Origin of the sequence: Natronosalvus caseinilyticus, assembly GCF_017357105.1 — an archaeon.
Taxonomy (GTDB): Archaea; Halobacteriota; Halobacteria; order Halobacteriales; family Natrialbaceae; genus Natronosalvus; species Natronosalvus caseinilyticus.
Genome location: NZ_CP071596.1, coordinates 1,990,298 through 2,010,186, shown reverse-complemented (window position 1 = coordinate 2,010,186; position 19,889 = coordinate 1,990,298). Strand labels below are relative to the sequence as shown.

The following is a 19,889-nucleotide window of genomic DNA, read 5'->3' as shown; positions in this document are numbered from 1 at the left end:
GTATGGTCGAGGATCGGATCACCGACGGCCGGCGGATCGCCGAGTTGCTCGCCTCCGAAATCGACGGGCGAGCGGACGACGAACTCGTATCACTCGCGGTGACGAACGCCGATCGCGACGTCGAACCGGCAGTCGGCGGCGCCCGCGCGTTCGATATTTCGTTCGTGGACGAGGACGGCGACCCGCTGGAGCGCCTCGCTCGCGTCTTCGTTCACCCGGATCGAGCGCACCTCGAGTTCGGTCGCGGACGAGAAGCGGCCGTCGACGCCGCCGCAGAGGCCGATCTTCGGACGCGTCCGAAGGCGACGACGCCGGCGAAGACGCTCGTCTTTCTCGAGTGCGCGGCGGCAGTCAAACGCGGCGTGACTGTCGTGCAGGCCGCGGCTCGAAACGGCGGTGTTCGGTGAAATCGGGACGCGGGAACGACTCGGTCCCAGAGATCGAGATCGGAGGCGAAACCGAGCTCGGGTACCTACCTGGTCGACGGAGACGCCGCCTCGGTCTTCGGCGCCTCGATCCGCTCGAGCGCGTACCGATCCGCGGCCTCGAGCACGGTCACGCTGTCGGCCTCGGCACGCTCGATGAGCGTTCGGGTCCGGTCACCGATGGCCACCGCGTCGGCGAGCGCCTGTTCTCGCGTGTCGCCGGTGTGTTCGGCCGCGACGGTGATCAGGCCGCCCGCGTTGAGCACGTAGTCGGGTGCGTAGAGAATGTTCCGGTCGTGAAGCGCCTGCGCGTGGGCTCGCTCGTCGAGGATGTTGTTCGCCCCACCAGCAACGATGTCGCACTCGAGTTGCGGAATCGTCTCGTCGTTGACGACGCCGCCGATCGCACAGGGGGCGAAGATGTCACAGGACTGTTCGTAGACGGCCGAGGGGGCGACGGTCTCGAACCCGTATTCGCGGGCGAGCGCGGCCGTCGCCTCCTCGTCGATGTCGCTCACCGCGACCTCGGCGCCGTGCTCGGCGAGGAGCTCGGCGAGGCCGCTGCCGACCTTTCCGACGCCCTGGACGACGACGGAGAGGCCGTCCACGTCGGGCGTCCCGTAGGTGGCCTCGACGCAGGCTCGCAGTCCCTCGAAGACGCCGCGGGACGTGATCGGCGAGGGGTCTCCGAGTCCCGCGCTCGTCCCGACGACGTGGTCGGTTTCGCCCGCGATCACGTCCATGTCCGCGACACCGGTGTTGACGTCGACTGAGGTGATGTAGTAGCCGCCGAGTCGGGCGATCATCCGTCCGTAGGCCGCCATCAGGTCCTCGGTTTTCTCGGACGGGTCGGCGCGGATGACGGCCTTCCCGCCGCCCAGGTCGAGGTCCGCGGCGGCCGCCTTGTAAGTCATTGCACGCGAGAGGCGCATGACGTCGCGCAGGGCGGCGTCGTGGCTCTCGTAGGGCAGGAGTCGGGTGCCACCGAGGGAGGGGCCGAGCGTCGTGTCGTGGATGGCGACGATCGCCTCGAGGCCGGTTTCGTCGTCGACGAAGTGCGTTACCTGTTCGTGGCCGGACGCGGCCATCTTCCCGTGTACCATCGTGCAAGAATTGCACGAATAGAACTATTAATGTGGCTATTTTCGATTATTCGCGTTCAGTTCCTCGTCGCGGAAAGACGATGCGAACTGTGCCTCGTTGAGACTCTTCTATGGCGATACATATCGGTTGTCGTGCGAATAGAGAGCGAATGTGGCACGACATCTGGTTCGATTTACAACAAAACGTACTAATCGTCTTTCAGAAACCTCATAATCGGGTTCTCTGTCCGGAAAAGTGGGTATGGTCTCTGTTTCGAGGGCCGATTATGAAGATAGTCTAGGAAGGATTGCACGATGAATATCTCCCTCGAGCGTATGACTTGTGTCCCAATCGTCGAGTAGGGGGCTTCTCGAGGCGATTGGGAGGTTTTCACGTATATTCTGGTGATTGCCGAGGCTGATGGGCGAGCGAGGTCCGTTTCGTAATCGGTACTCGCTGCGTAGATGCAAGACTCGAGGCATCAAACGTGCATAACCAGTTCGAGACGCGCTCTATAGTGTGTTTACCTTCTCGGAAAGTGTCTCAGTCTCTTCGGTAATTTCAGTGGTGTATAGAACCCCAAAATCGATAGCAGGAAACCGATTATGAACTTTTGAATCGTGTACTGGCCGGACCTACGATCGACTCAAGTGGTAAGTGAAATCACTGCAGAGAAGCCTCTTAACCACCAAATCCGATTTTCGTGAGAGTGGCTCGAGGCTCTCTTCGTGGCGATTCTCTTCCGGGTTACCGCCAACCCGTAAACGCAAGAGGGAAACCGATTATGAACATTTGAGAGCGTGATTTTCCACGCTTTTCGAGCCACTCCCTTTCTCCTGCTCACGCCTACTTCTGGCCTGGAAGCCATCTCGAGCGATAATCGCCTACTCCAGGATCGCTTCCTAGGTTCGTCCATAGACCACCTCAACACACTTCTTCCGGACAACTGTCGTGGTTATGATCACCAAGGTAGTCTGGCCAGTACGATCATAGAAGCGCTCATCCCTATGTGAAATTCTCCATTCGTTAGGGAGCATATTCACTGAGGCCCCTACCTTCGGCTTTCAGTTTAGCGGTTGCTCTGGAATCAAGAGTTGCTACGTCCAACATTTACTCCATGTCGGGGTGAGCATGCGGTTAGTAGCCCGGAACCGGTATGCGCGATATCACCGTGGAGGTGGCCCCAATGTACCGGTGACGGACCAGGACCGCCCGCGATTATAGCGATCACGTGCCGATGCGAGTGGCTACAACGACGCCAGAACCGCGGGCAAGTCGCGCGCGATGGTGGGTTGATCGACGTGCGCAACCGCCCGCGAGTCCGGTTCCGTATCCGCCCGAAGCACCTGGACCGCGCGCATTCCGGCTCGAGTCGCCCCCTCCACGTCCGCCTCGCGCTCGTCGCCGACGTACACGGCTCGCTCGGGTGCGACCGACAGTTCCTCCAGGATGGCCTCGAACGCCCGCGGATCGGGCTTGCCCGCCTCGAGTTCGCCGGTGACGAGCGCCGCGTCGAATCGCCCCTCCCAACCGAGCGTCTCGAGTTTGTCCCGCTGGGCGCGGACAGGGCCGTTCGTCAGGAGTCCCACGCGGTAGGTCGACCGGAGGTCCTCGAGCATGGCCTCGACGCCCGCCAGTGGCGTGAGGGCGTCGGCAATCGACTCCCGGTAGGCCGTGGCGACGGCGCCGGGCTCGGCGCTCGTGTCGTGGTCGGCGAGCAGGTCCGCGAAGATGGGTTCGCGGCTCTCGCGCGTGAGGTTGTTCCGGTGGGCCTCGAGGTACGCCTCCCTCGAGAGCGGCGGTGCGCCGGCCGCGGCCGTCGCCTCGGTGAGCAACGTCTCCCGGTCCCGGTCGGGGACCGCCAGCGTGTAATCTAAGTCGAAGACGACTGCCTCGAGCATGGGCGATGGAGGGGGCTCGAGGGGTTTGAAGTTGTCTGTTGGAATCCAGTGCGAGGTCGCGCCGACGTCCGCTGTGAGTTCGTTTCGGATGAAGAAACTCGACGGTCGAATCGATCAATCGCCGCTCGAGACCGCCCCGCTGCGCGCCTCGAGGCGCGGCACGAGCACCGCTTCGATGCGGTCGGCGTACTGCATGAACGTCGTCCCGAGGATGCTCATGACCAGCACGTAGCCGACGGTGAACGCGTAAATCCGGGTGGCGACGGGTTCGGCGATCGCTCCGCCGGCACCCGCCACGGCGATGCTCGCGATGATCAGGGAGAACTCGCCGCGGGTCGTCATGCCGAGGCCGACCCGCAGGGATCGTCGCTCGTCGAGGTCGTAGATTCGGCCACCGAGGTAGCCGCTCAGCAGTTTCGTCGGCGTCGTGACGATCACCGCGACGGCGATCAGCCCGGCGACGCCGGCGAACAGCTGCGGGTTCGTCTCGAGGCCGATCCAGAAGAAGAAGATGGCGGCGAAGACGTCCCGAACGGGCTCGAGCAGTTGTTCGAGGTCGTGGACGTGGTCGGTCGCCGAAAAGGCCATCCCGACGAAGAAGGCGGCGACGGCCTCGCTCACGCCCAGGGCGAGCGCAGCGCCCGCGATCAGGACGAGAATCCCCAGCGCCCGGAGGACGAGGAACTCGTTGGAGTCGGTCTCGAGACTCCGCTGGAACCAGGCGGTGCCGAACTGGACGAGTATCAAGAGCGCGAGGATGAATCCGATCGCAACCCCAATCGAGCCGAGGGCCTCGCCGACGTCGCCGCCGCCCAGGACGAGCGCGGAGACCACCGCGAGGTAGATTGCGATGAAGAGGTCCTCGTAGACGAGCGTGCCGAGCATCGGGTTCGCCTCGTCGTTGGCGATCCAGCCGAGGTCGATCAGGGATTTGGTGATGATCGCACTCGAGGAGATGTAGACGACACCTGCGACGAGCAGGGCTGCGAGGAGTGACTCGAAGAGCACGAACCCGAGGAGCAGTCCGGCGCCGAAGTTGACGGCCAGGTCGACACTTCCGGCTTTCCCGATGCGATGTCTGGCCGCCAGCAGTCGCTCGAGATTGAACTCGAGGCCCAGGAAGAACAGCAAGAAGACGATCCCGAGTTCGGCGCCCAGGTGGATGAACTCCGACTGGCCGTCGAGTGCCAGTGTCTCCCCGTGTGGGAGAACGTCGATTCCCAGGAGAGCTGGAATATCGACCGTTCCGAGCACGTACGGACCCGAAAGCATCCCGGCGACGATGTAAAACGGGATCACCGACTGGTCGATCCGTGAGGCGAGCAGGCCGGCGACGGCGGCGACGGCGAAGAGCGCGCCGACGTCGACGAGGTGGGTTTCAGCTGCCACTCTCGGACACCTCCAGTAGTGGCTGCACGAGGATCACCGCCCGCCGTCGCCTCCAATGAGTGTCTCGAAGTCCCGGCAGTCGTCGCGGTCGCCGACGACGACGAGCGTGTCGTCGGCCGCGAGCGTCGTTTCCGGATCCGGTGCGGCGAGAACCTCCTCGCCACGCTGGATCGCGACGATGGAGACGCCGGTCCGCTCGCGGATCTGTGCCTCGGCGATGGTCTGACCGACGAGTTCCGAGGCCGGGTCCAGGTTGTACCACTCGATGAACGTCTCGTCGGTGAGCATGGTCTCGACGCGCTCCGATTGCACCGGCTGGAAGTACGCACCCTCGAGGATCGTTCCGATCTTTCGAGCGAGCCGATCGGACAGTTCGAACACCTTCTCGCTGTCGGCGTCCTCCTCGATCTTTTTGTAGATTTCCCGTTTCCCCGTGTTGTGTGTGACGATGACGAGGCGCTCCCCGTCCTCGAGTTCTACCTCGTACTTCTTGCCGACGCCGGGAAGGTCGCTCTCGTAGATGGTCATACCCTGATGACGGGAAGGGAACGTAATAAACGCCGCGGGAATTGGCGGGCCTGCGCCGAGGATGTCGTGGGAGACGGGTCGCGGACATCGGCTCGAGCGTCGACCTGAACAGGGCCGCTGGCCCGACCGACGTGGGTTCCGCGCCGGCCCCGCAGCTATTCTTCCGGAGAGACGCCGACGAACGGCGGGTGGCGCCGGGAGTCGATCGTCGCCGCCACCAGTTCGCCGTACTCGCTGGCCGTGAGGTCGCCAGTGACGTAGCGTTCGGCCCATGCACTCTCGACCGTCGCCGAGCCGTAGGATTCGGGCGCATCGTCGAGAATCGTGATCGCGAGGGCGACGGCGTCGTAGCCGGATTCGACCAGTGCCGCGTAGGCTCCGGCGATCGGCCCGAGTTCGTGGATCGTCCCCGATTCGTACCGCTCCCGATTGACGTACTCGAGGGTCAGCACGTCCCGCTCACGCTCGAGTGACTCGACCGTGAGTTCCCGGGAATCGAGCGCCTCGGCGAACGCATCCTCGTCGGTGATCTCGTCGTCTACCGACTCGATTCCCGCCGCGAGCACGTCCGTCCGTTTCGTGATCGGCACGTCGGGAACGAGTTCGGCGATCGGCCAGGACCGATTCGGTGGAAGTTCCTCGCCAACGTCCTGAGTACAGCCCGCGAGCGACGCGGTGACGCCAACGCCGAGGACGGCGAGCGCGGCGCGTCTGGAGATTCGAGCCGGCGAGTTCGACTCCGACTCGACCGACGCACCCTCGACCTCGAGCCGTCGTTCCATAGCGAACGAACGACGACCGTCACAAACGGCCCTCTGCCTGCAACTGACGGGTCCGGTCTTATCCGATCGTTGATGGATAGTATCGGTGTGGTACTCGAGTTGTACGACATCGGCTTCGTCGTCGTCGGTGTGACGCTGTTCGGCATCGCCGTGCTTCCCCGATACGTCGCCGACAGAGCGATTTCGTTACCGATTTTCTTCGTGGGCCTCGGCTTTCTCGGAGTCTGGTTGCCGATCGGAATCCCCGCGCCGGATCCGCTCGAGCAAGGTCACGTCGTCGAACGGCTGGCGGAGTTCGGGGTCATCATCGCACTGATGGGCGTCGGACTGAAACTCGACCGGCCGCCAGGACTGCGAGCCTGGGCGTCGACCTGGCGGTTGCTGCTGATCGCGATGCCGCTATCGATCGTCGGCGCGGCGGTGATCGGCTGGTGGCTGGTCGGCCTCCTCGTTCCGACGGCGGTACTTCTCGGCGCGTGTATCGCCCCGACGGACCCCGTGCTCGCCTCCGAAGTGCAAGTCGACGAACCGGGAGACGGATCCGAAGAGGACGTAATCGGCGAGGGGGAGTACGGTGACGAGGTCCGGTTCGCCCTCTCCTCGGAGGCGGGGCTCAACGACGGTTTCGCCTTCCCGTTCACGAACCTCGCCGTTGCCGTCGCGCTCGTCGGCCTCGCTCCGGGTAACTGGATGGGAGAGTGGCTGCTGATCGACGTCGGCTACCGGATCGTGGTCGGCTCCCTCCTCGGCGTGATTCTCGGCTGGATCAGCGCCAAACTCATCTTCGCCACCGAACCGAACACGCAAATCGCCAGGTCGGTCCAGGGCCTCGAGGCCGTCGCCGGGACGCTCCTCGTCTACGGGATCACCGAACTCGTCGGCGGGTACGGCTTCATCGCCGTCTTCGTCGCCGCAGTGACGATCCGCAGTTCCGAACGGTCTCACGAGTACAACGACGCGCTCCACCAGATCAGCGAACTCGCCGAACAGGTCGCGATGGGGGTCATCATGGTCTTCTTCGGCGGCGCAATCGCCGGCGGACTGCTGGCGCCGTTGACCCTCCAGGCGGGGATTGCTGCCGTCGCCATCGTCTTCGTCGTGCGTCCGCTGGCCGGTCTCGTCGGCTTCCTCGGCTCGAATACGGGGTGGGCCGAACGCGGCGCCATCGCGTTCTTCGGTATCCGGGGGATCGGCTCGTTTTACTACCTCGCTCACGGCCTCAACGAGGCCGCCTTCTCCGACGCCGACTTGCTCTGGGCGCTCGTCGGAGCCGTCGTCCTCATTTCGATCGTCATCCACGGAATCACGGCGAACCCCGTCATGCGAATGGTGACGGACTCCTCGTGAGCGAGAAGGCGCATCGGCCGGCGGCGACTCGAGTGAAAACTCGCAAAAGAAAACGATCAGGCCGTGACGCCGAGGAACCGATCGAGTACCTCCTCGTCGGCCTCGAGTTCCGCTGAGGTCCCCTCCCAGACGATTTCGCCCTGGTTGATGACGTAGTTCCGGTCCGCGAGGGCGAGGCCGACGTGGACGTTCTGTTCGATGAGGAGAACCGTGATCCCACGGTCGTTGAGGTCCTCGATGATGTCCATGACGTCCTGCACGATGTAGGGGGCGAGCCCCTCGGTCGGCTCGTCGAGCAGGATGAGGTCGGCCCCCGCGACGAGCGCCCGGGCGATGGCGAGCATCTGCTGTTCGCCACCCGAGAGCGACGACCCGGCGTTCCCCTCCCGCTCGGCGAGGTTCTCGAACGTCTCGAGCGCCTCGTCGACCGACAGCGAGTCGACGTCGTCAGCCCCGCCGTAGGAAGCGAGTTCGAGGTTCTCCCGGACGGTCAACTCGGGGAATATCTGACGCTCCTCGGGGACGAGCGAGAGCCCCCGCTTGGCGGTCGCCGTCGCGTCGAGCTGGGTGATGTCCTCGCCGCGATAGGCGATGGTTCCCGACGTCGGCATGATAATTCCCATGATCGACCGGAGCGTCGTCGTCTTGCCGGCGCCATTGCGCCCGATCAATGAGACGATTTCGCCCTCGTCGATCGTGAGCGACAGGTCGTGCAGGACTCGCGTCTCGCCGTAGCCCGCGTCGACGGACTCGAGTTCCAGAAGCGGAACGCGATCACTCATCGAGCGTCCCTCCGAGGTAGGCGTCCTGGACGGCCTGGTTACTAGCGATCTGGTCCGGCGTTCCCTCCGCGAGGAGTTCGCCGCGATTCAACACGCTGATTCGATCGGAAAGTTCCATGACGAGTTCGATGTCGTGTTCGATGAGTAATAATGTCTGATCTACCAGGACGTCCTGGATCAGATCGATCGTTTCTCTCGTCTCCTCGACGCTCATGCCGGCAGTCGGCTCGTCGAGCAAGACCAGTTCGGGATCGGTCGCCAGGACGACGCCGATCTCGAGGCGGCGCCGATCGCCGTACGCCAGCGCGTTAGCGGTGACGTCCGCGACTGATTCGAGGCCGACACGCTCGAGGATGCGCTCGGTTTCGGCGGTGATCTCGTCGTAGCGGTCGGTCGGTCGAAACAGCGACTCGAGCAGCCCAATTTCCTCTCGGTTTACCGATTGGACCGCTAGCCTGACGTTTTCTCGAACTGATAAGCCGCCAAATATATTCGATATCTGGAACGATCGGCCGATGCCGCGGCGAACGCGCTCGGCCGGCGAGAGCGACGTAATAGGAGTCGGTTCCTCGTCGTCGCGTCCGGCGAAGTAGATCTCCCCTTCCGTGACCGGAAGCGCCCCGGATATGAGGTTGAACAGGGTCGTCTTTCCGGCCCCGTTCGGCCCGATCAGGCTCCGGAACTCGCCGTGCTCGAGCTCGAGTTCGACGTGGTCCGTCGCCGTGAATTCGCCGAAGCGTTTGACCAGTCCCTCGGTGCGGAGGATGGTTTTCGTGTCGTTCGGAAGCGGTTCGGTCGCCATCAGTCGTCACCTCCCGGTGCCGTATCGTCAGGGGTCGGTTTCGAGCCGGGACCGCCCGAGATGAGCGGGCGAAGCTGTCCCGGAAGCGAGACCAGCCCTCGCGGGAGGAAGATGACGAACAGAATGAAGATGATACCGAGTACCAATCGCCAGTAGCCGGTGAAGTCGGTCAGTACGTTCTCGAGGCCGAAGAAGACGAACGAGCCCAGAATCGGCCCGTACAGCGTCCCCATACCCCCGAGGACAACCATAACGATAACCTCGCCCGATTTGATCCACTCGGCGGCCGAGGGCGTAACGAGTCCCGTGTTGAGCGCTGACAGGCTGCCGGCGAGTCCGGCAACTGCCCCGCTGATGACGAACGCGCGGCGCTTGTAGACGGTCGTGTCGTAGCCGAGGAACGTCGCCCGCTGTTCGTTCTCGCGGATCGCTTTCATGACCGCGCCGAACGGCGAGTTGAGAATTCGGCGGGTGAGGAAGAACGAAGCGACGAGGGCCGCCAGTACGACGTAGTAGAACAAGGCTGAGCCACCGAGGACGACCGGACCGAGGACGACCTCGATTTCGTTGAGTTCGATACCGGCGCCTCCGACACCGTAGTACGCGCCGAAGCCAAAGAGCCCGTCCGAGCCGCCGGTAAACGGCCGCTCCTCGATGAGACCGAAGAGCGAAATCGTATCCAGCGAATAGATCGCGTTGTAGAACAATTCCGCGAACGCGAGCGTAATCATCGCGAAGTAGACGCCGGCGACCCGAATCGAGAGAACCCCGACGATCCACGCGGCCACCGCAGAGAGCGCGATAGCCAGCGCGATTGCGACGAACGCGGACTCGCTCACGTTGATCAGCGTGATCGCGGCCGTGTACGCGCCGAGCCCCCAGAAGAGGACGTGGCCGAGCGAAACGAGGCCGGTGTACCCCATGACGAAATCGAGCGACAGCGCGAACAGTCCCCACAGGAGCATCCGGGTCACGAGCGTGACTGCGTACCCCGAGTAGAGCCAGCCGCTTCCGAACGGAATCAACACCAGCAAGACCACCATCACGAACCCGAGTTTCAACCGCGTGTCCTGATCCAGAAAGCCACCGTCGGTTCCGGCCAGCAACGTCCCGCTTTCGTCCTCCGGAGCTTCGGTTCCGAACAGCCCCTGTGGGCGAACCAACAAGATCCCGATCATCAGTAGAAAGATCACGGTCCCCTCGAGCGCGGGGACGTTGGGTCGAATAATCGTCTCCTGGAGAACCCCGACGAGAAGCCCCCCGACGACCGCACCCTTGAAACTCCCGAGACCGCCGAGGACGACGATGACGAACGCTGGGATGATGAACGACATCCCCATGCTGGGGCTCACTTGCTGGGTGCCGCCAACGATGATCCCTGCAATCGCCGCGAGGGCGGCGCCAGCGCCGAACACCAGCGAGTAGTATCGGTCGATATCGATGCCCAGATTCCGGACCATCTGGCGGTCCTGTGACCCGGCGCGAATAATGAGCCCGTACCGCGTGTACTCGAGTGCCGCCCAGACGGCGAGGGCGACGAGAGTCCCGAAGACGATGATGAACAGGTTGTACGAGCTAAAACTGAACCCAAACAGCTCGAAGGTGCCACGGATGATCTCGGGGCGATTGAACGAGCGGTTCCCCGTTCCCCACACCAGATAGATCAGGTCGTTGATGACGAGCACCAGTCCGAACGTGAGCAAGATGTGATAGAGGGGATTTCGTCCGTACAGCGGTCGGACGGTGAATCGTTCGATCGCCACGCCGACGACCCCGACGAGAAGCGGTGCGATCAACAGGGCGGCGAAGAACGCGTACCCGCCACCGAGGGGTGCAATTAACGCGAGCGCGAAGTACGCGCCGAGCGTAAAGAGTTCGCCGTGGGCGAAGTTGATGACGTGCATGACCCCAAAGATCACGGACAGCCCGGCCGCTAGCAGGACGTATATGAGGCCGACCGTGAGCCCGTCCAGCAGTCCCTGCAAAGAGACGAAAGAAAAGACTCCGGTCGTGACCCCTTCCAGAAGGATGTGTAAAGATGTCATTCAACTAGTGCTCTCCGGTCAGAGTGAACAACCCGTCGATTCACAGTCGGGGGCAGCTTCCTCGCCGTCGAGTTCCCACCCCTCGAGGAGGTTCACGTCCGCGATGTCCCCCTCTTCGGGTTCGACGCACTCGGCCATCCAGACCGGGTTCGTCGCCTGATGATCGCACTCCCGGAACTCGACGGGACCGAAAATCGTCTCGTGTTCCATACCAGGCAGGGTGTCTTTGACGTCGGCAGGGTCGGTCGAACCGGCCTCCTGAATGCCGTTCGCGACCATCCGGATCGATTCGTAGCCGACACGCGAAAAGTTGTCCGGGAGGTCGCCGTCGTAGGCGTCCTGGTAGTCGCTGACGAACGTCTGGTTGTCGCCGGTCTCGATCGTCGGAACGTACCGGGTCCCGCTGTAGATGCCGTAGGCACCCTCGCCCGCACCGGACATCACGGCCCGGAACGATCCGGTCGTCGTCACGATCGGAATTTCGTCGTGCAGTCCCCGATCTTTCGCCTGCGTGAGGAACGTCGCCAGATCCGCGCCGGTCATCCCAACGACGAGCGCATCCGCCTCGTCGCTGGCGTCCGAAATCTGCGTGATGAACGAGGCGAAGTCCGTCGAACCGGGGTCCGAGCGGGTGATGCCGACTCCCTCGTACCCATCGCTGAGGTTCTCCATCCGCGTGCCGATCTCGTTGTGGACGGAATTGCCGTAGGCGTAGTCGGCAATGTGGTAGAACAGCTGGTCGCCCATCTCCTCGGCCATCCACTGCGACATGACCTCCGCGATCTGGGCAGTGCTCGTCTCGAACCGGAACACCCACTCGTTGCAGTTCTCCCCGGTGATGGAGACGTCGGCCGCCCCCGGCGTGTACAGTACCTCGTTGTCCTGGGCGAACTCGTTCATCGCCAGCGCAACCGAACTCGAGATGCACCCGGTGAAGAACTCCGCGCCCTGGGACTGGACGGCGTTGTTCGCCTCCTGGATCGCGGACTCGGAGTCGAGCTGGGTGTCGTACTCCTCGTACTCGAATTCGAACTCGTACTCGTCGCTCTCGTTTATCTGCTGGATGGCCAGTTCCGTTCCTCGGTGGCGTTCTTCGGCTAGCGCGCTGAACGGCCCCGTGAACGGCTCGAGGACGGCGAGTGGGACGGTTCCACTCGCGCCGCCATTGCCGTTTCCGTTACCGTTGCCGTTTCCATTCCCGTTGCCGTTCCCATCCCCATTTCCGTCACCTGACGATTGAATACACCCGGCGAGTCCGGTCAGTCCGGCCGCCCCGCCGACGACTGCACCCCTGAGAAATTGCCGCCTGTTCCCCTGGCTCATGGTATCTCGAGTCACAAGTCCATCTATCGCGGATGTTGTATAAATATTCACCCGTAGATGGACGGGTTATATAAACATACTAGCTATTCAACTGACGGAAAATCGACCGAAGACGAACGGTTCGTTCAGAACGGCGTTGAAATATTACGGAAAATTCGAGGCGAAAGCCTTGCCCTTCAGGGCGGGGATGAAGCCGACCAACAGGATTCAACCGCCGACGATGGCATAGACGGGGTTCCAACACAATCTTTAAGCCGCCCGACCGTGATAGTATGCATAGATGGTGAAGAGTACCCGTCACGCGAAATATGAACTCTACTACCACATAGTGTTCGTGCCGAAGCATCGGTGTTCACACTTGACGGGGAAGACGAAAGAGCGTCTCGAAGCCATCTTCGCGGAAATCTGTGAAGACAAAGGCCTCGAACTGGCCGAGTCCGAGGTCATGCCCGACCACGTACACCTGTTCATCGGGAGTCCACCGAAGAACGCCCCGTCACTCATCGTCAACTGGGTCAAGGGCATCTCCGCCCGCAAGTACAATCAGCGGTACGACGACCGTGTGAAGTGGACTCGTTCGTACTACGTCGGAACAGCGGAAAGCGCCTCAAAAGGCGCCGTCGAACAATACATCGCTGAACAGGAAGGTGGCGACGAATGAAGCGCGTCAACACCTTCGAGGTCGTCCCCCAGACCGAGAACGACAAAGAGTGCCTCCTACGGCTACTCGACGCCTCCGCCTCTCTGTGGAATGAACTCACCTACGAACGTCGTCAGAACTACTTCGGTAACGGCGACGTGTGGGACACCTCCGAGTACCGTGGACAGTACAACGGTGTCGTCGGAAGCGCAACCGGTCAACAGGTCACGCGCAAGAACAGCGAAGCGTGGCGGTCGTTCTTCGCCCTCAAGGAGAAAGGCGAATACGCCAACCCACCGTCGTACTGGGGCAACGAGGAAGACGGACGCGAACTCCGAACCTACATCCGATGCAACCAGTACACGATTCAGTGGGGCAAGCGTAGTCGTCTCGAAATCCCTGTCGGGCAAGAACTGAAAGACGAATACGGACTCGGCTACCACGAACGACTCCGCCTCGAAGTCCGAGGCAACCCGAAGTGGGACGGCAGACGGGGTCGTCTGGAACTTGAGTACGACGAGGTTAGCGACACGTTCAGGGCTTTTCAACCAGTCACCGTACCTGATTCTCGACTGGATTCACCACTGGCTTCCGAAGAAGCCGCCCTCGACGTTGGAGCGAACAACCTCGTCGCCTGTTCCACGACCACTGGGAACCAGTACCTCTACGACGGACGCGAGTTGTTCGGACGGTTCCGCGAGACGACCGACGAAATCGCCTGCCTACAGTCGAAATTGCCCGAGAGACGAAGTCTCTCGGAATCACGGAAGACGGAGTCTTCCGGACGACTCCGCGAGGGACGCTACAGTTCCAAGCGAATTCGACGGCTGTACCGACAGCGGACGAAGCGCCGTGACCACGCACAGAACGCGCTGTTGCGCGACCTCGTTGAACGGTTGTACGACGAGGGCGTGGCGACGGTGTACGTGGGCGATTTGACCGACGTGCTGGAAACGCATTGGTCGGTCAGGGTGAACGAAAAGACGCACAACTTCTGGGCGTTCAAGAAGTTCATCCACCGTCTCGCGTGCGTCTGTGAGGAATACGGCATCAGCCTCGAAGCCGAGTCGGAAGCGTGGACGAGTCAGACGTGTCCCGAATGTGGCGACCACGGGGAGACGGTTCGCCACGGATATACGCTGACGTGTCCATGCGGATTCGAGGGACACGCCGACCTCACGGCATCAGAGACGTTCCTTCGAGAAAACAGCGAGACGGAAGTCAGGCCGATGGCACGGCCCGTGCGATTCGAGTGGGACGACCACGAGTGGTCGGGGAAACCACACCCTCACGAAAGTCTCAAAGAAGTGCGCACAAACCCGCAAGTTGCCTCCGTGGGTCGGTAGCCGAACTCCCAACGGAGGAATCCTCGCGCTTTAGCGCGGGGAGGATGTCAATCCTGCATCTTGATGAGGAACTTCATGTCACCCTCGAACACCACGTCGTCCTCCTGGTTCGTCATGGTGGTATCGATCGTCACCAGACCCGCATCGTCTTTGCTCGAGAGTTCGCGCTTTTCGGTGACCTCCATGTCGAGTTCGATGGTGTCGTCCATGTAGACCGGATTGGGGATGTTCATGTAGTTCATCCCGAGGAAGGCGTAGACCGTCCGCTCGACGATGCCACAGCGGTAGACGAACCCGGTCGCCAGCGTGAACGTCATCGGGCCGTGAGCGACCCGGCCGTCGAAGTGTCCCTCCTCGGCGAAGTGCTTGTTCGTGTGGAGTTCGGTCCAGTCGCCGGTGAACATCGAGTGGAGGACGAAGTCGGACTCGGTCACGGTTCGGCCGACGCTCTCGAAGGTCTGTCCCACTTCGAAGTCCTCGAAGTAGTGAGGCTCGTAGCTGTATGCCATGATACGACTGTTCAAATAGAGCGGATAAATAGATTTTCCTCGCGTCATATGTCCGATCGACGCCCCCTCGAGCAGCACACCCAAATCGGCTCGAGGCATCTCGCACCCGAGAGATTATGACGATTCCACCACAATCGACGTGCATGTACCGGATACTGGTCGGTCTGGACACCAACGTCGAACGAGCACAGGCGCAGGCCCGAATGGTCGCCTCGCTCCCCGCAGCGAGTACGGACGTGACCGCAATCTTGACCCACGTCTTCCAGGACAACCCGGAGGGGGCGTCGATCCAGCAACTCGATTCCGTCCGACGCGCCATCGACTTCCTCGAGGACCACGACGTCGAGTACGAGTACTACGAGACGAGCGGGGAACCGGCGACCGAACTCGTCGAGGCGGCGGCCGAACTCGACGCCGACATGATCTGTCTCTCCGGCCGCAAGCGGACGCCTACCGGGAAGGTGCTCTTCGGGAGCGTCACCCAGGCGGTTATCCTCAGTAGCGAGCGACCGGTGACGACCGTCTCGCCGTCATCCTCAGAATCGGGTGATCGATGACGGCCGTTTCGCCGGAGTGAACAGGGGTTCAGAGCTCGCCGTCCGTTCGAGACTCCTACTCGAGACATCGTTCGCCCCTTCGAGAGCCTCGACATATATAAAGGACCCCCGCATGTTCGGGACGAACGTGATGGTGCTGGCAGCCGTATCTACTGACAAGAACGATAATGTCGACCGATACCTGCGCTGCCTGGAACCCGTCAGCGTGTGAGGGAACCGCTGGCTGTCCGCCCCGATGCCCGCGCTTCATCGACAAGCACGGACGCGCGCTGCTCGTCGAACCCGCGAGCGACCACCACCGCGAGGGCCTCCGAGCCATGTACGCGGACTACCCCGACGCCCACCGGTCGATGGGACTGCCGCCGATTCGTCTCGAGCGAATCGACGCCTGGCTCGATGCGTTGCTCGAGACGGGCACCAATCTCGTCGCTCGAGACGGGACGCGCGTCGTCGGCCACGCGGCCTACGCCCCGACCTCGAGCGCGGAACCCGAGTTCGTGATCTTCGTCGATCCGGACTATCACGACGGGGGCGTTGGCAGCGAACTCTGCCGGCACACGATCGCCACGGCCGCCGAAAACGGCCACGAGGCGCTCACGCTCGACGTAGACGCAGCCAACGAACGAGCCGTACACGTCTACCGGAAGCTGGGGTTCCGGATCACCGGTCGAAGCGGCGGCGACCTGGCCATGCGCCTCTCGTTCGACGAACCCATCGTCGACGCCGTCCGACTGCCGCCGGCCGAGCGGGAGACGCTCGCCTGAACGGCGCTCGATGGTCGGTCGGCGACGCGTCGAAAACTGCGGCGGGATGTAGCAGAATATCGGTTACATAGATACGAGGAGAAAGCCCACGACTTCAGTCGTGGGATGAATCCGAAAAAGCCGACACAATCGCTCCTCGAAAGCACGGTGTAAGGTTGATAGAATCAAAGCAACTAATAGTGAGTAGTATCTATCTAACTGTATGCCACGCGGGTATAGTCAAGAGCGAACGTCGGTTCACAACCTCCACTACCACTTCGTGTGGTGTCCGAAGTACCGCAAGTCGGTGCTGACCGACGAGGTTGTAGACCGTCTCGAACAACTCATCGAGGAGAAAGCGGACGAACTCGACCTCGACATACTCCGACTGGCAATCCAGCCCGACCACGTACACCTGTTCATCACGGGGAATCCGAAACTCTCCCCGAACAAAATCATCCAACAGATCAAGGGCTACACCTCGCGGAACCTCCGAGACGAATTCGACTTCGGCCTCCCCTCGCTGTGGACGCGCTCGTACTTCGTCTCCTCAGCAGGCGAGGTATCGAGCCAGACCATTGAGGAATACATCGAAGCCCAGACCGGCCAATAAAATGCGTCGCGAAGTCACCACCACGATACGGGTCAAGCTCCACTCACTCACTCAGCGGAAAGCCCGACTCATCGAACGCGAATACACTGCGTTCCAAGACGCCGTTCACGGTGACGATGACGCGAACCTCTACTCCGCCACCAAGCAACAGGCGGGAAAAGTCCGGTCAACCAAGAACCCACGCGAGGATACCGAACAACCAGTCGTTCTTCGAAATGACTGCATCACCATTGAACACGACGAGGATACCGTGCTGTCGTCGTGGTGGTTTAAACTCCCCGTCTACAACCCCGAGCGAGAACGCGGAGACAGCATCTGGGTACCCGTTCACGTTCCCGAGAAAGACACGCACCTTCTCACCGACGAGCACATCCGAGACTCGGAACTCGTCCGCCGCGACGGTGAGTGGTACGTCCACCTCGTCTGCAAGCGGTCTGTGGCCGTTGCAGACGCGTACGACGACGTACTCGCCGTCGATATGGGTGCCAAATGGATAGCCGTCAGTACGTTCCTCTCCGACCGTGAGACCAAATTCCACGGCGTGGAAGTGCGACGCATTCGCGAACACTACAAGCAACTCCGCAAGTCCATCGGGAAGGCGAAGGTTCGTTCGGGGGCACGAGTGATCGACCGCATCGGCGACAAAGAGTCGCGAACGGTCGAACACGAACTACATCAGGTGGCGAACGGACTCGTCGCCCGCGCTCGTAAACGGAACGCTGCCATCGTGTTCGGTGATTTGACGGGCTTGCGTTTCGACAACGATAAGGGTCGGTACGTGAACGACAAGACGCACAAGATGCCGTACGCGAAGCTGGCGACCATCCTCACGTACAAAGCCCATCTCGATGGTCGAGAGTGTTTGCCGGTGAACGAGGCGGACACGTCGGTGACGTGTTGGCGGTGTGGCAGTCAGCACACGAGTCGTGACGTGCAGGGTCGGGTGGAGTGCCACGACTGTGAGTTGGATGATAATGCGGACAAGAACGGTGCGTCGAATATCGGTAAACGAGCCGTCGGTAAGGACCTTCAGAGCCCGCTATCGACGGTGGGGGCTGTTGTGGCTCAGCCCGAAACGCAGGTCAGACTCGAGGGAACTAACGGTAAAATGGAACCTGCGAACTCCTCGGAAGACGTGGGCCTAACCCTCAGTGAGGGAAGCCCACGACTTCAGTCGTGGGAGTAGTCACTCGCCCGTCCACTCCGGCTCTCGATCCTCGAAGAACGCGTCGATCCCCTCGTCCTTGTCCGCAGTTCCGAACAGCTGAGCGAACAGTTCGGCCTCGTACTCGATGCCCTGCTCGAGGTCGGTCCGTGAGGCCGCCTTGACGGCAGTCTTTGCCAGCTCGAGGGCGACGGGGCTCTGCTCGGCCATCGATTCGGCGAGCCCGTAGACCTCCTCGTCCAGTTCCTCGGCGTCTCCACAGACGATATCGACGAGACCGATCTCGAGCGCCTCCTCGGCGTCGATCAGGTCGCCCGAGAGGATCAGGCGCATCGCCTGGCCCTCGCCGACCAGGCGGGGGAGGCGCTGGGTGCCGCCTCCGCCGGGCATGATCCCGAGGTTGATCTCCGGCTGGCCGATCTTCGCCCGTTCGTGGGCGATGCGCACGTCACAGGCCTGGGCGAGTTCGCAGCCACCGCCCAGCGCGTGGCCGTTGACCCGTCCGATCACCGGCTGAGGCAGGTCGTCGATCACCTCGTAGACGCGGGGGCGCTTCGAGATTTCGCGCTGCTCGAGGGCGCTCCGGTCGCGGAACTCGCCGACGTCAGCGCCAGCGACGAACGCCTTCGCCTCGTCGGCGCCCGTGAGGACGACGACGCGGACGTCGCTCTCGGCGACCGCGGCCGCGATTTCCTTCAATTCGCGCCGAACCTGTGCGTTGAGCGCGTTTCGAGCGTCCGGGCGGTCGATCGTGACGGTCGCGACGCCGGGCACGCGGTCGCCGACGCTCGCGTGGACCAGATCGCAGTCCTCGGCCGCGGCGTCGATGTCCTCGGCGCCGTCGACGGGTCCGTCGGGGAGCATCAGTTCGACCCTCCGCGGTCGTCACCGTCTTCGCCGGCGTCACCCTCGTACTCGCCGCTGACGCCCACGATCTCGCCGTCCTCCCAGACGTAGAATCCCTCGCCGGTCTTCTTGCCTAACTTGCCCGCGCGCACCTTCCGCTTGAGCGCCTGGGGCGGCCTGAACCGCTCGCCGAGTTCCTCGCGCAGGTACTCGAGGATGTCCAGGCGAACGTCGAGGCCGACGACATCGCCGAGTTCGATGGGGCCCATCGGGTGATTGTAGCCGAGTTCCATCGCGGCGTCGACGTCTCGCGGGTCGGCGACCCCTTCCTGAACCATCCGGATCGCCTCGACGCCGAGAGCGACGCCGAGTCTCGAGGAGGCGAACCCTGGCGAGTCGGTCACTTCGACTGGCGTCTTGCCAATCTCGTCGACGAACTCGTGAGCGAACTCGACGGTGTCGTCGTCGGTCTGTTCGGCGACGACGATCTCGACCAGCCCCATGATGTGGACCGGGTTGAAGAAGTGCAGGCCGATCACCCGTCCGTCGCGCTCGGCCGCGTTCGCGATCTCCGTGATCGACAGCGACGAAGTGTTCGTCGCGATAATGGTCTCGTCGTCGACGAGTGCCTCCACGTCCTCGAGCGTTCCTTTCTTGAGGTCGAGGTCCTCCGGAACGGCCTCGATCACGAGGTCCGCGTCCTCAACGGCTTCCGCGAGGTCCGTCGTTCCCGAGAGGCGCTCGAGGGTTGCGTCGGCCTCCTCGCGGGTGACCTTGTCGCGTTCGATGCCACCCTCGAGATTGGCTTCGATGGACTCGAGGCCGTTCTCGACGTATTCGGTTTCGATGTCTCGCACGGTCACGTCGTGGCCCGCCATGGCCGTCACCTGGGCGATGCCGTGGCCCATGGTGCCGGCGCCGAGTACTGCGACTCGCATGTGTCGGGATTTTCGGGGCTGTGTGAAAGCCGTTTCCGTTCGGGCGATACGTTCGGCGTGACGAACAACCCTGCGCGCCGAGTCGTTCATCGCCACCCCGGCTCCACAAGACCGGCGACCCCTGT

The 19,889-nt window shown here is 62.4% G+C and carries 20 protein-coding genes; 8 read left to right on the top strand and 12 right to left on the bottom strand.

What is annotated here, in order from left to right; translation table 11 throughout:
- Positions 1 to 2: 2 nt before the first annotated feature.
- A complete protein-coding gene (locus J1N60_RS09780) occupies positions 3 to 407 on the top strand; it encodes a DUF7993 family protein (RefSeq protein ID WP_312906993.1) in 405 nt (134 codons plus the stop codon).
- A gap of 65 nt (positions 408 to 472) precedes the next feature.
- Here J1N60_RS09780 and J1N60_RS09775 read toward each other — a convergent pair whose 3' ends face one another.
- The 5 genes from J1N60_RS09775 to J1N60_RS09755 form a co-directional block, all read right to left on the bottom strand.
- Complete coding sequence (locus J1N60_RS09775) at positions 473 to 1,528, bottom strand: Leu/Phe/Val dehydrogenase (RefSeq protein ID WP_312906991.1); 1,056 nt, start codon at positions 1,526 to 1,528, stop codon at positions 473 to 475.
- A gap of 1,227 nt (positions 1,529 to 2,755) precedes the next feature.
- The gene (locus tag J1N60_RS09770; RefSeq protein WP_312906989.1) at positions 2,756 to 3,409 is read right to left on the bottom strand and encodes an HAD family hydrolase; all 654 of its coding nucleotides are present in this window, start codon (positions 3,407 to 3,409) and stop codon (positions 2,756 to 2,758) included.
- A 114-nt stretch (positions 3,410 to 3,523) separates the two neighbouring features.
- Positions 3,524 to 4,798 (bottom strand): cation:proton antiporter, encoded by a 1,275-nt coding sequence (locus J1N60_RS09765; RefSeq protein WP_312906987.1) that lies wholly within the window; start codon positions 4,796 to 4,798, stop codon positions 3,524 to 3,526.
- A 33-nt stretch (positions 4,799 to 4,831) separates the two neighbouring features.
- Positions 4,832 to 5,326: a cation:proton antiporter regulatory subunit gene (locus J1N60_RS09760; protein WP_312906985.1), complete on the bottom strand. Its 495-nt coding sequence runs from the start codon at positions 5,324 to 5,326 to the stop codon at positions 4,832 to 4,834.
- Between the two features lie 155 nt (positions 5,327 to 5,481).
- The gene (locus J1N60_RS09755) at positions 5,482 to 6,108 is read right to left on the bottom strand and encodes a DUF8159 domain-containing protein (RefSeq protein WP_312906983.1); all 627 of its coding nucleotides are present in this window, start codon (positions 6,106 to 6,108) and stop codon (positions 5,482 to 5,484) included.
- 87 nt (positions 6,109 to 6,195) lie between these two features.
- Here J1N60_RS09755 and J1N60_RS09750 point away from each other — a divergent pair, with 87 nt between their 5' ends.
- Positions 6,196 to 7,455: a cation:proton antiporter gene (locus J1N60_RS09750; protein ID WP_312906981.1), complete on the top strand. Its 1,260-nt coding sequence runs from the start codon at positions 6,196 to 6,198 to the stop codon at positions 7,453 to 7,455.
- Positions 7,456 to 7,511: 56 nt separating this feature from the next.
- On the opposite strand, the gene J1N60_RS09745 is transcribed toward J1N60_RS09750, so the two are convergent.
- The 4 genes from J1N60_RS09745 to J1N60_RS09730 are packed head-to-tail and all read right to left on the bottom strand — an operon-like array spanning position 7,512 to position 12,422.
- Entirely contained in the window at positions 7,512 to 8,237 is a 726-nt protein-coding gene (locus tag J1N60_RS09745) for an ABC transporter ATP-binding protein (RefSeq protein WP_312912520.1), read from the bottom strand.
- Positions 8,230 to 9,039 carry an ABC transporter ATP-binding protein gene (locus tag J1N60_RS09740; protein ID WP_312912519.1) on the bottom strand — a complete coding sequence of 270 codons (810 nt, stop codon included), beginning with the start codon at positions 9,037 to 9,039 and terminating at the stop codon, positions 8,230 to 8,232. Before J1N60_RS09740 ends, J1N60_RS09745 begins: the two co-directional genes overlap by 8 nt.
- Positions 9,039 to 11,084 (bottom strand): ABC transporter permease, encoded by a 2,046-nt coding sequence (locus J1N60_RS09735; RefSeq protein ID WP_312912518.1) that lies wholly within the window; start codon positions 11,082 to 11,084, stop codon positions 9,039 to 9,041. The genes J1N60_RS09740 and J1N60_RS09735 overlap by 1 nt, the downstream gene beginning before the upstream one ends.
- Before the next feature lie 18 nt (positions 11,085 to 11,102).
- Complete coding sequence (locus J1N60_RS09730; RefSeq protein ID WP_425499341.1) at positions 11,103 to 12,422, bottom strand: substrate-binding domain-containing protein; 1,320 nt, start codon at positions 12,420 to 12,422, stop codon at positions 11,103 to 11,105.
- A gap of 265 nt (positions 12,423 to 12,687) precedes the next feature.
- On the opposite strand from J1N60_RS09730, the gene tnpA (J1N60_RS09725) reads away from it, so the two are divergent.
- Positions 12,688 to 13,068 (top strand): IS200/IS605 family transposase, encoded by a 381-nt coding sequence (gene tnpA / locus J1N60_RS09725; protein WP_312912516.1) that lies wholly within the window; start codon positions 12,688 to 12,690, stop codon positions 13,066 to 13,068.
- Positions 13,065 to 14,393: an RNA-guided endonuclease InsQ/TnpB family protein gene (locus tag J1N60_RS09720; RefSeq protein WP_312912515.1), complete on the top strand. Its 1,329-nt coding sequence runs from the start codon at positions 13,065 to 13,067 to the stop codon at positions 14,391 to 14,393. The genes tnpA (J1N60_RS09725) and J1N60_RS09720 overlap by 4 nt, the downstream gene beginning before the upstream one ends.
- Before the next feature lie 47 nt (positions 14,394 to 14,440).
- Here J1N60_RS09720 and J1N60_RS09715 read toward each other — a convergent pair whose 3' ends face one another.
- Positions 14,441 to 14,902 (bottom strand): MaoC/PaaZ C-terminal domain-containing protein, encoded by a 462-nt coding sequence (locus tag J1N60_RS09715; protein WP_312912514.1) that lies wholly within the window; start codon positions 14,900 to 14,902, stop codon positions 14,441 to 14,443.
- 143 nt (positions 14,903 to 15,045) lie between these two features.
- Here J1N60_RS09715 and J1N60_RS09710 point away from each other — a divergent pair, with 143 nt between their 5' ends.
- From J1N60_RS09710 to J1N60_RS09695, 4 genes are all read left to right on the top strand, one after another.
- Positions 15,046 to 15,459, top strand: coding sequence for a universal stress protein (locus tag J1N60_RS09710; RefSeq protein WP_312912513.1), 414 nt, complete (start codon positions 15,046 to 15,048; stop codon positions 15,457 to 15,459).
- Between the two features lie 167 nt (positions 15,460 to 15,626).
- Entirely contained in the window at positions 15,627 to 16,223 is a 597-nt protein-coding gene (locus tag J1N60_RS09705) for a GNAT family N-acetyltransferase (RefSeq protein ID WP_312912512.1), read from the top strand.
- 202 nt (positions 16,224 to 16,425) lie between these two features.
- Positions 16,426 to 16,815, top strand: coding sequence for an IS200/IS605 family transposase (gene tnpA, locus J1N60_RS09700; protein ID WP_312912511.1), 390 nt, complete (start codon positions 16,426 to 16,428; stop codon positions 16,813 to 16,815).
- A 1-nt stretch (position 16,816) separates the two neighbouring features.
- Positions 16,817 to 18,001, top strand: coding sequence for an RNA-guided endonuclease InsQ/TnpB family protein (locus J1N60_RS09695; protein ID WP_312912510.1), 1,185 nt, complete (start codon positions 16,817 to 16,819; stop codon positions 17,999 to 18,001).
- On the opposite strand, the gene J1N60_RS09690 is transcribed toward J1N60_RS09695, so the two are convergent.
- Entirely contained in the window at positions 18,002 to 18,844 is an 843-nt protein-coding gene (locus J1N60_RS09690) for an enoyl-CoA hydratase/isomerase family protein (RefSeq protein ID WP_312912509.1), read from the bottom strand.
- On the bottom strand, positions 18,844 to 19,764 hold the full coding sequence (locus J1N60_RS09685) for a 3-hydroxyacyl-CoA dehydrogenase family protein (protein WP_312912508.1): 921 nt from the start codon (positions 19,762 to 19,764) through the stop codon (positions 18,844 to 18,846). Before J1N60_RS09685 ends, J1N60_RS09690 begins: the two co-directional genes overlap by 1 nt.
- Between the last annotated feature and the right edge of the window lie 125 nt (positions 19,765 to 19,889).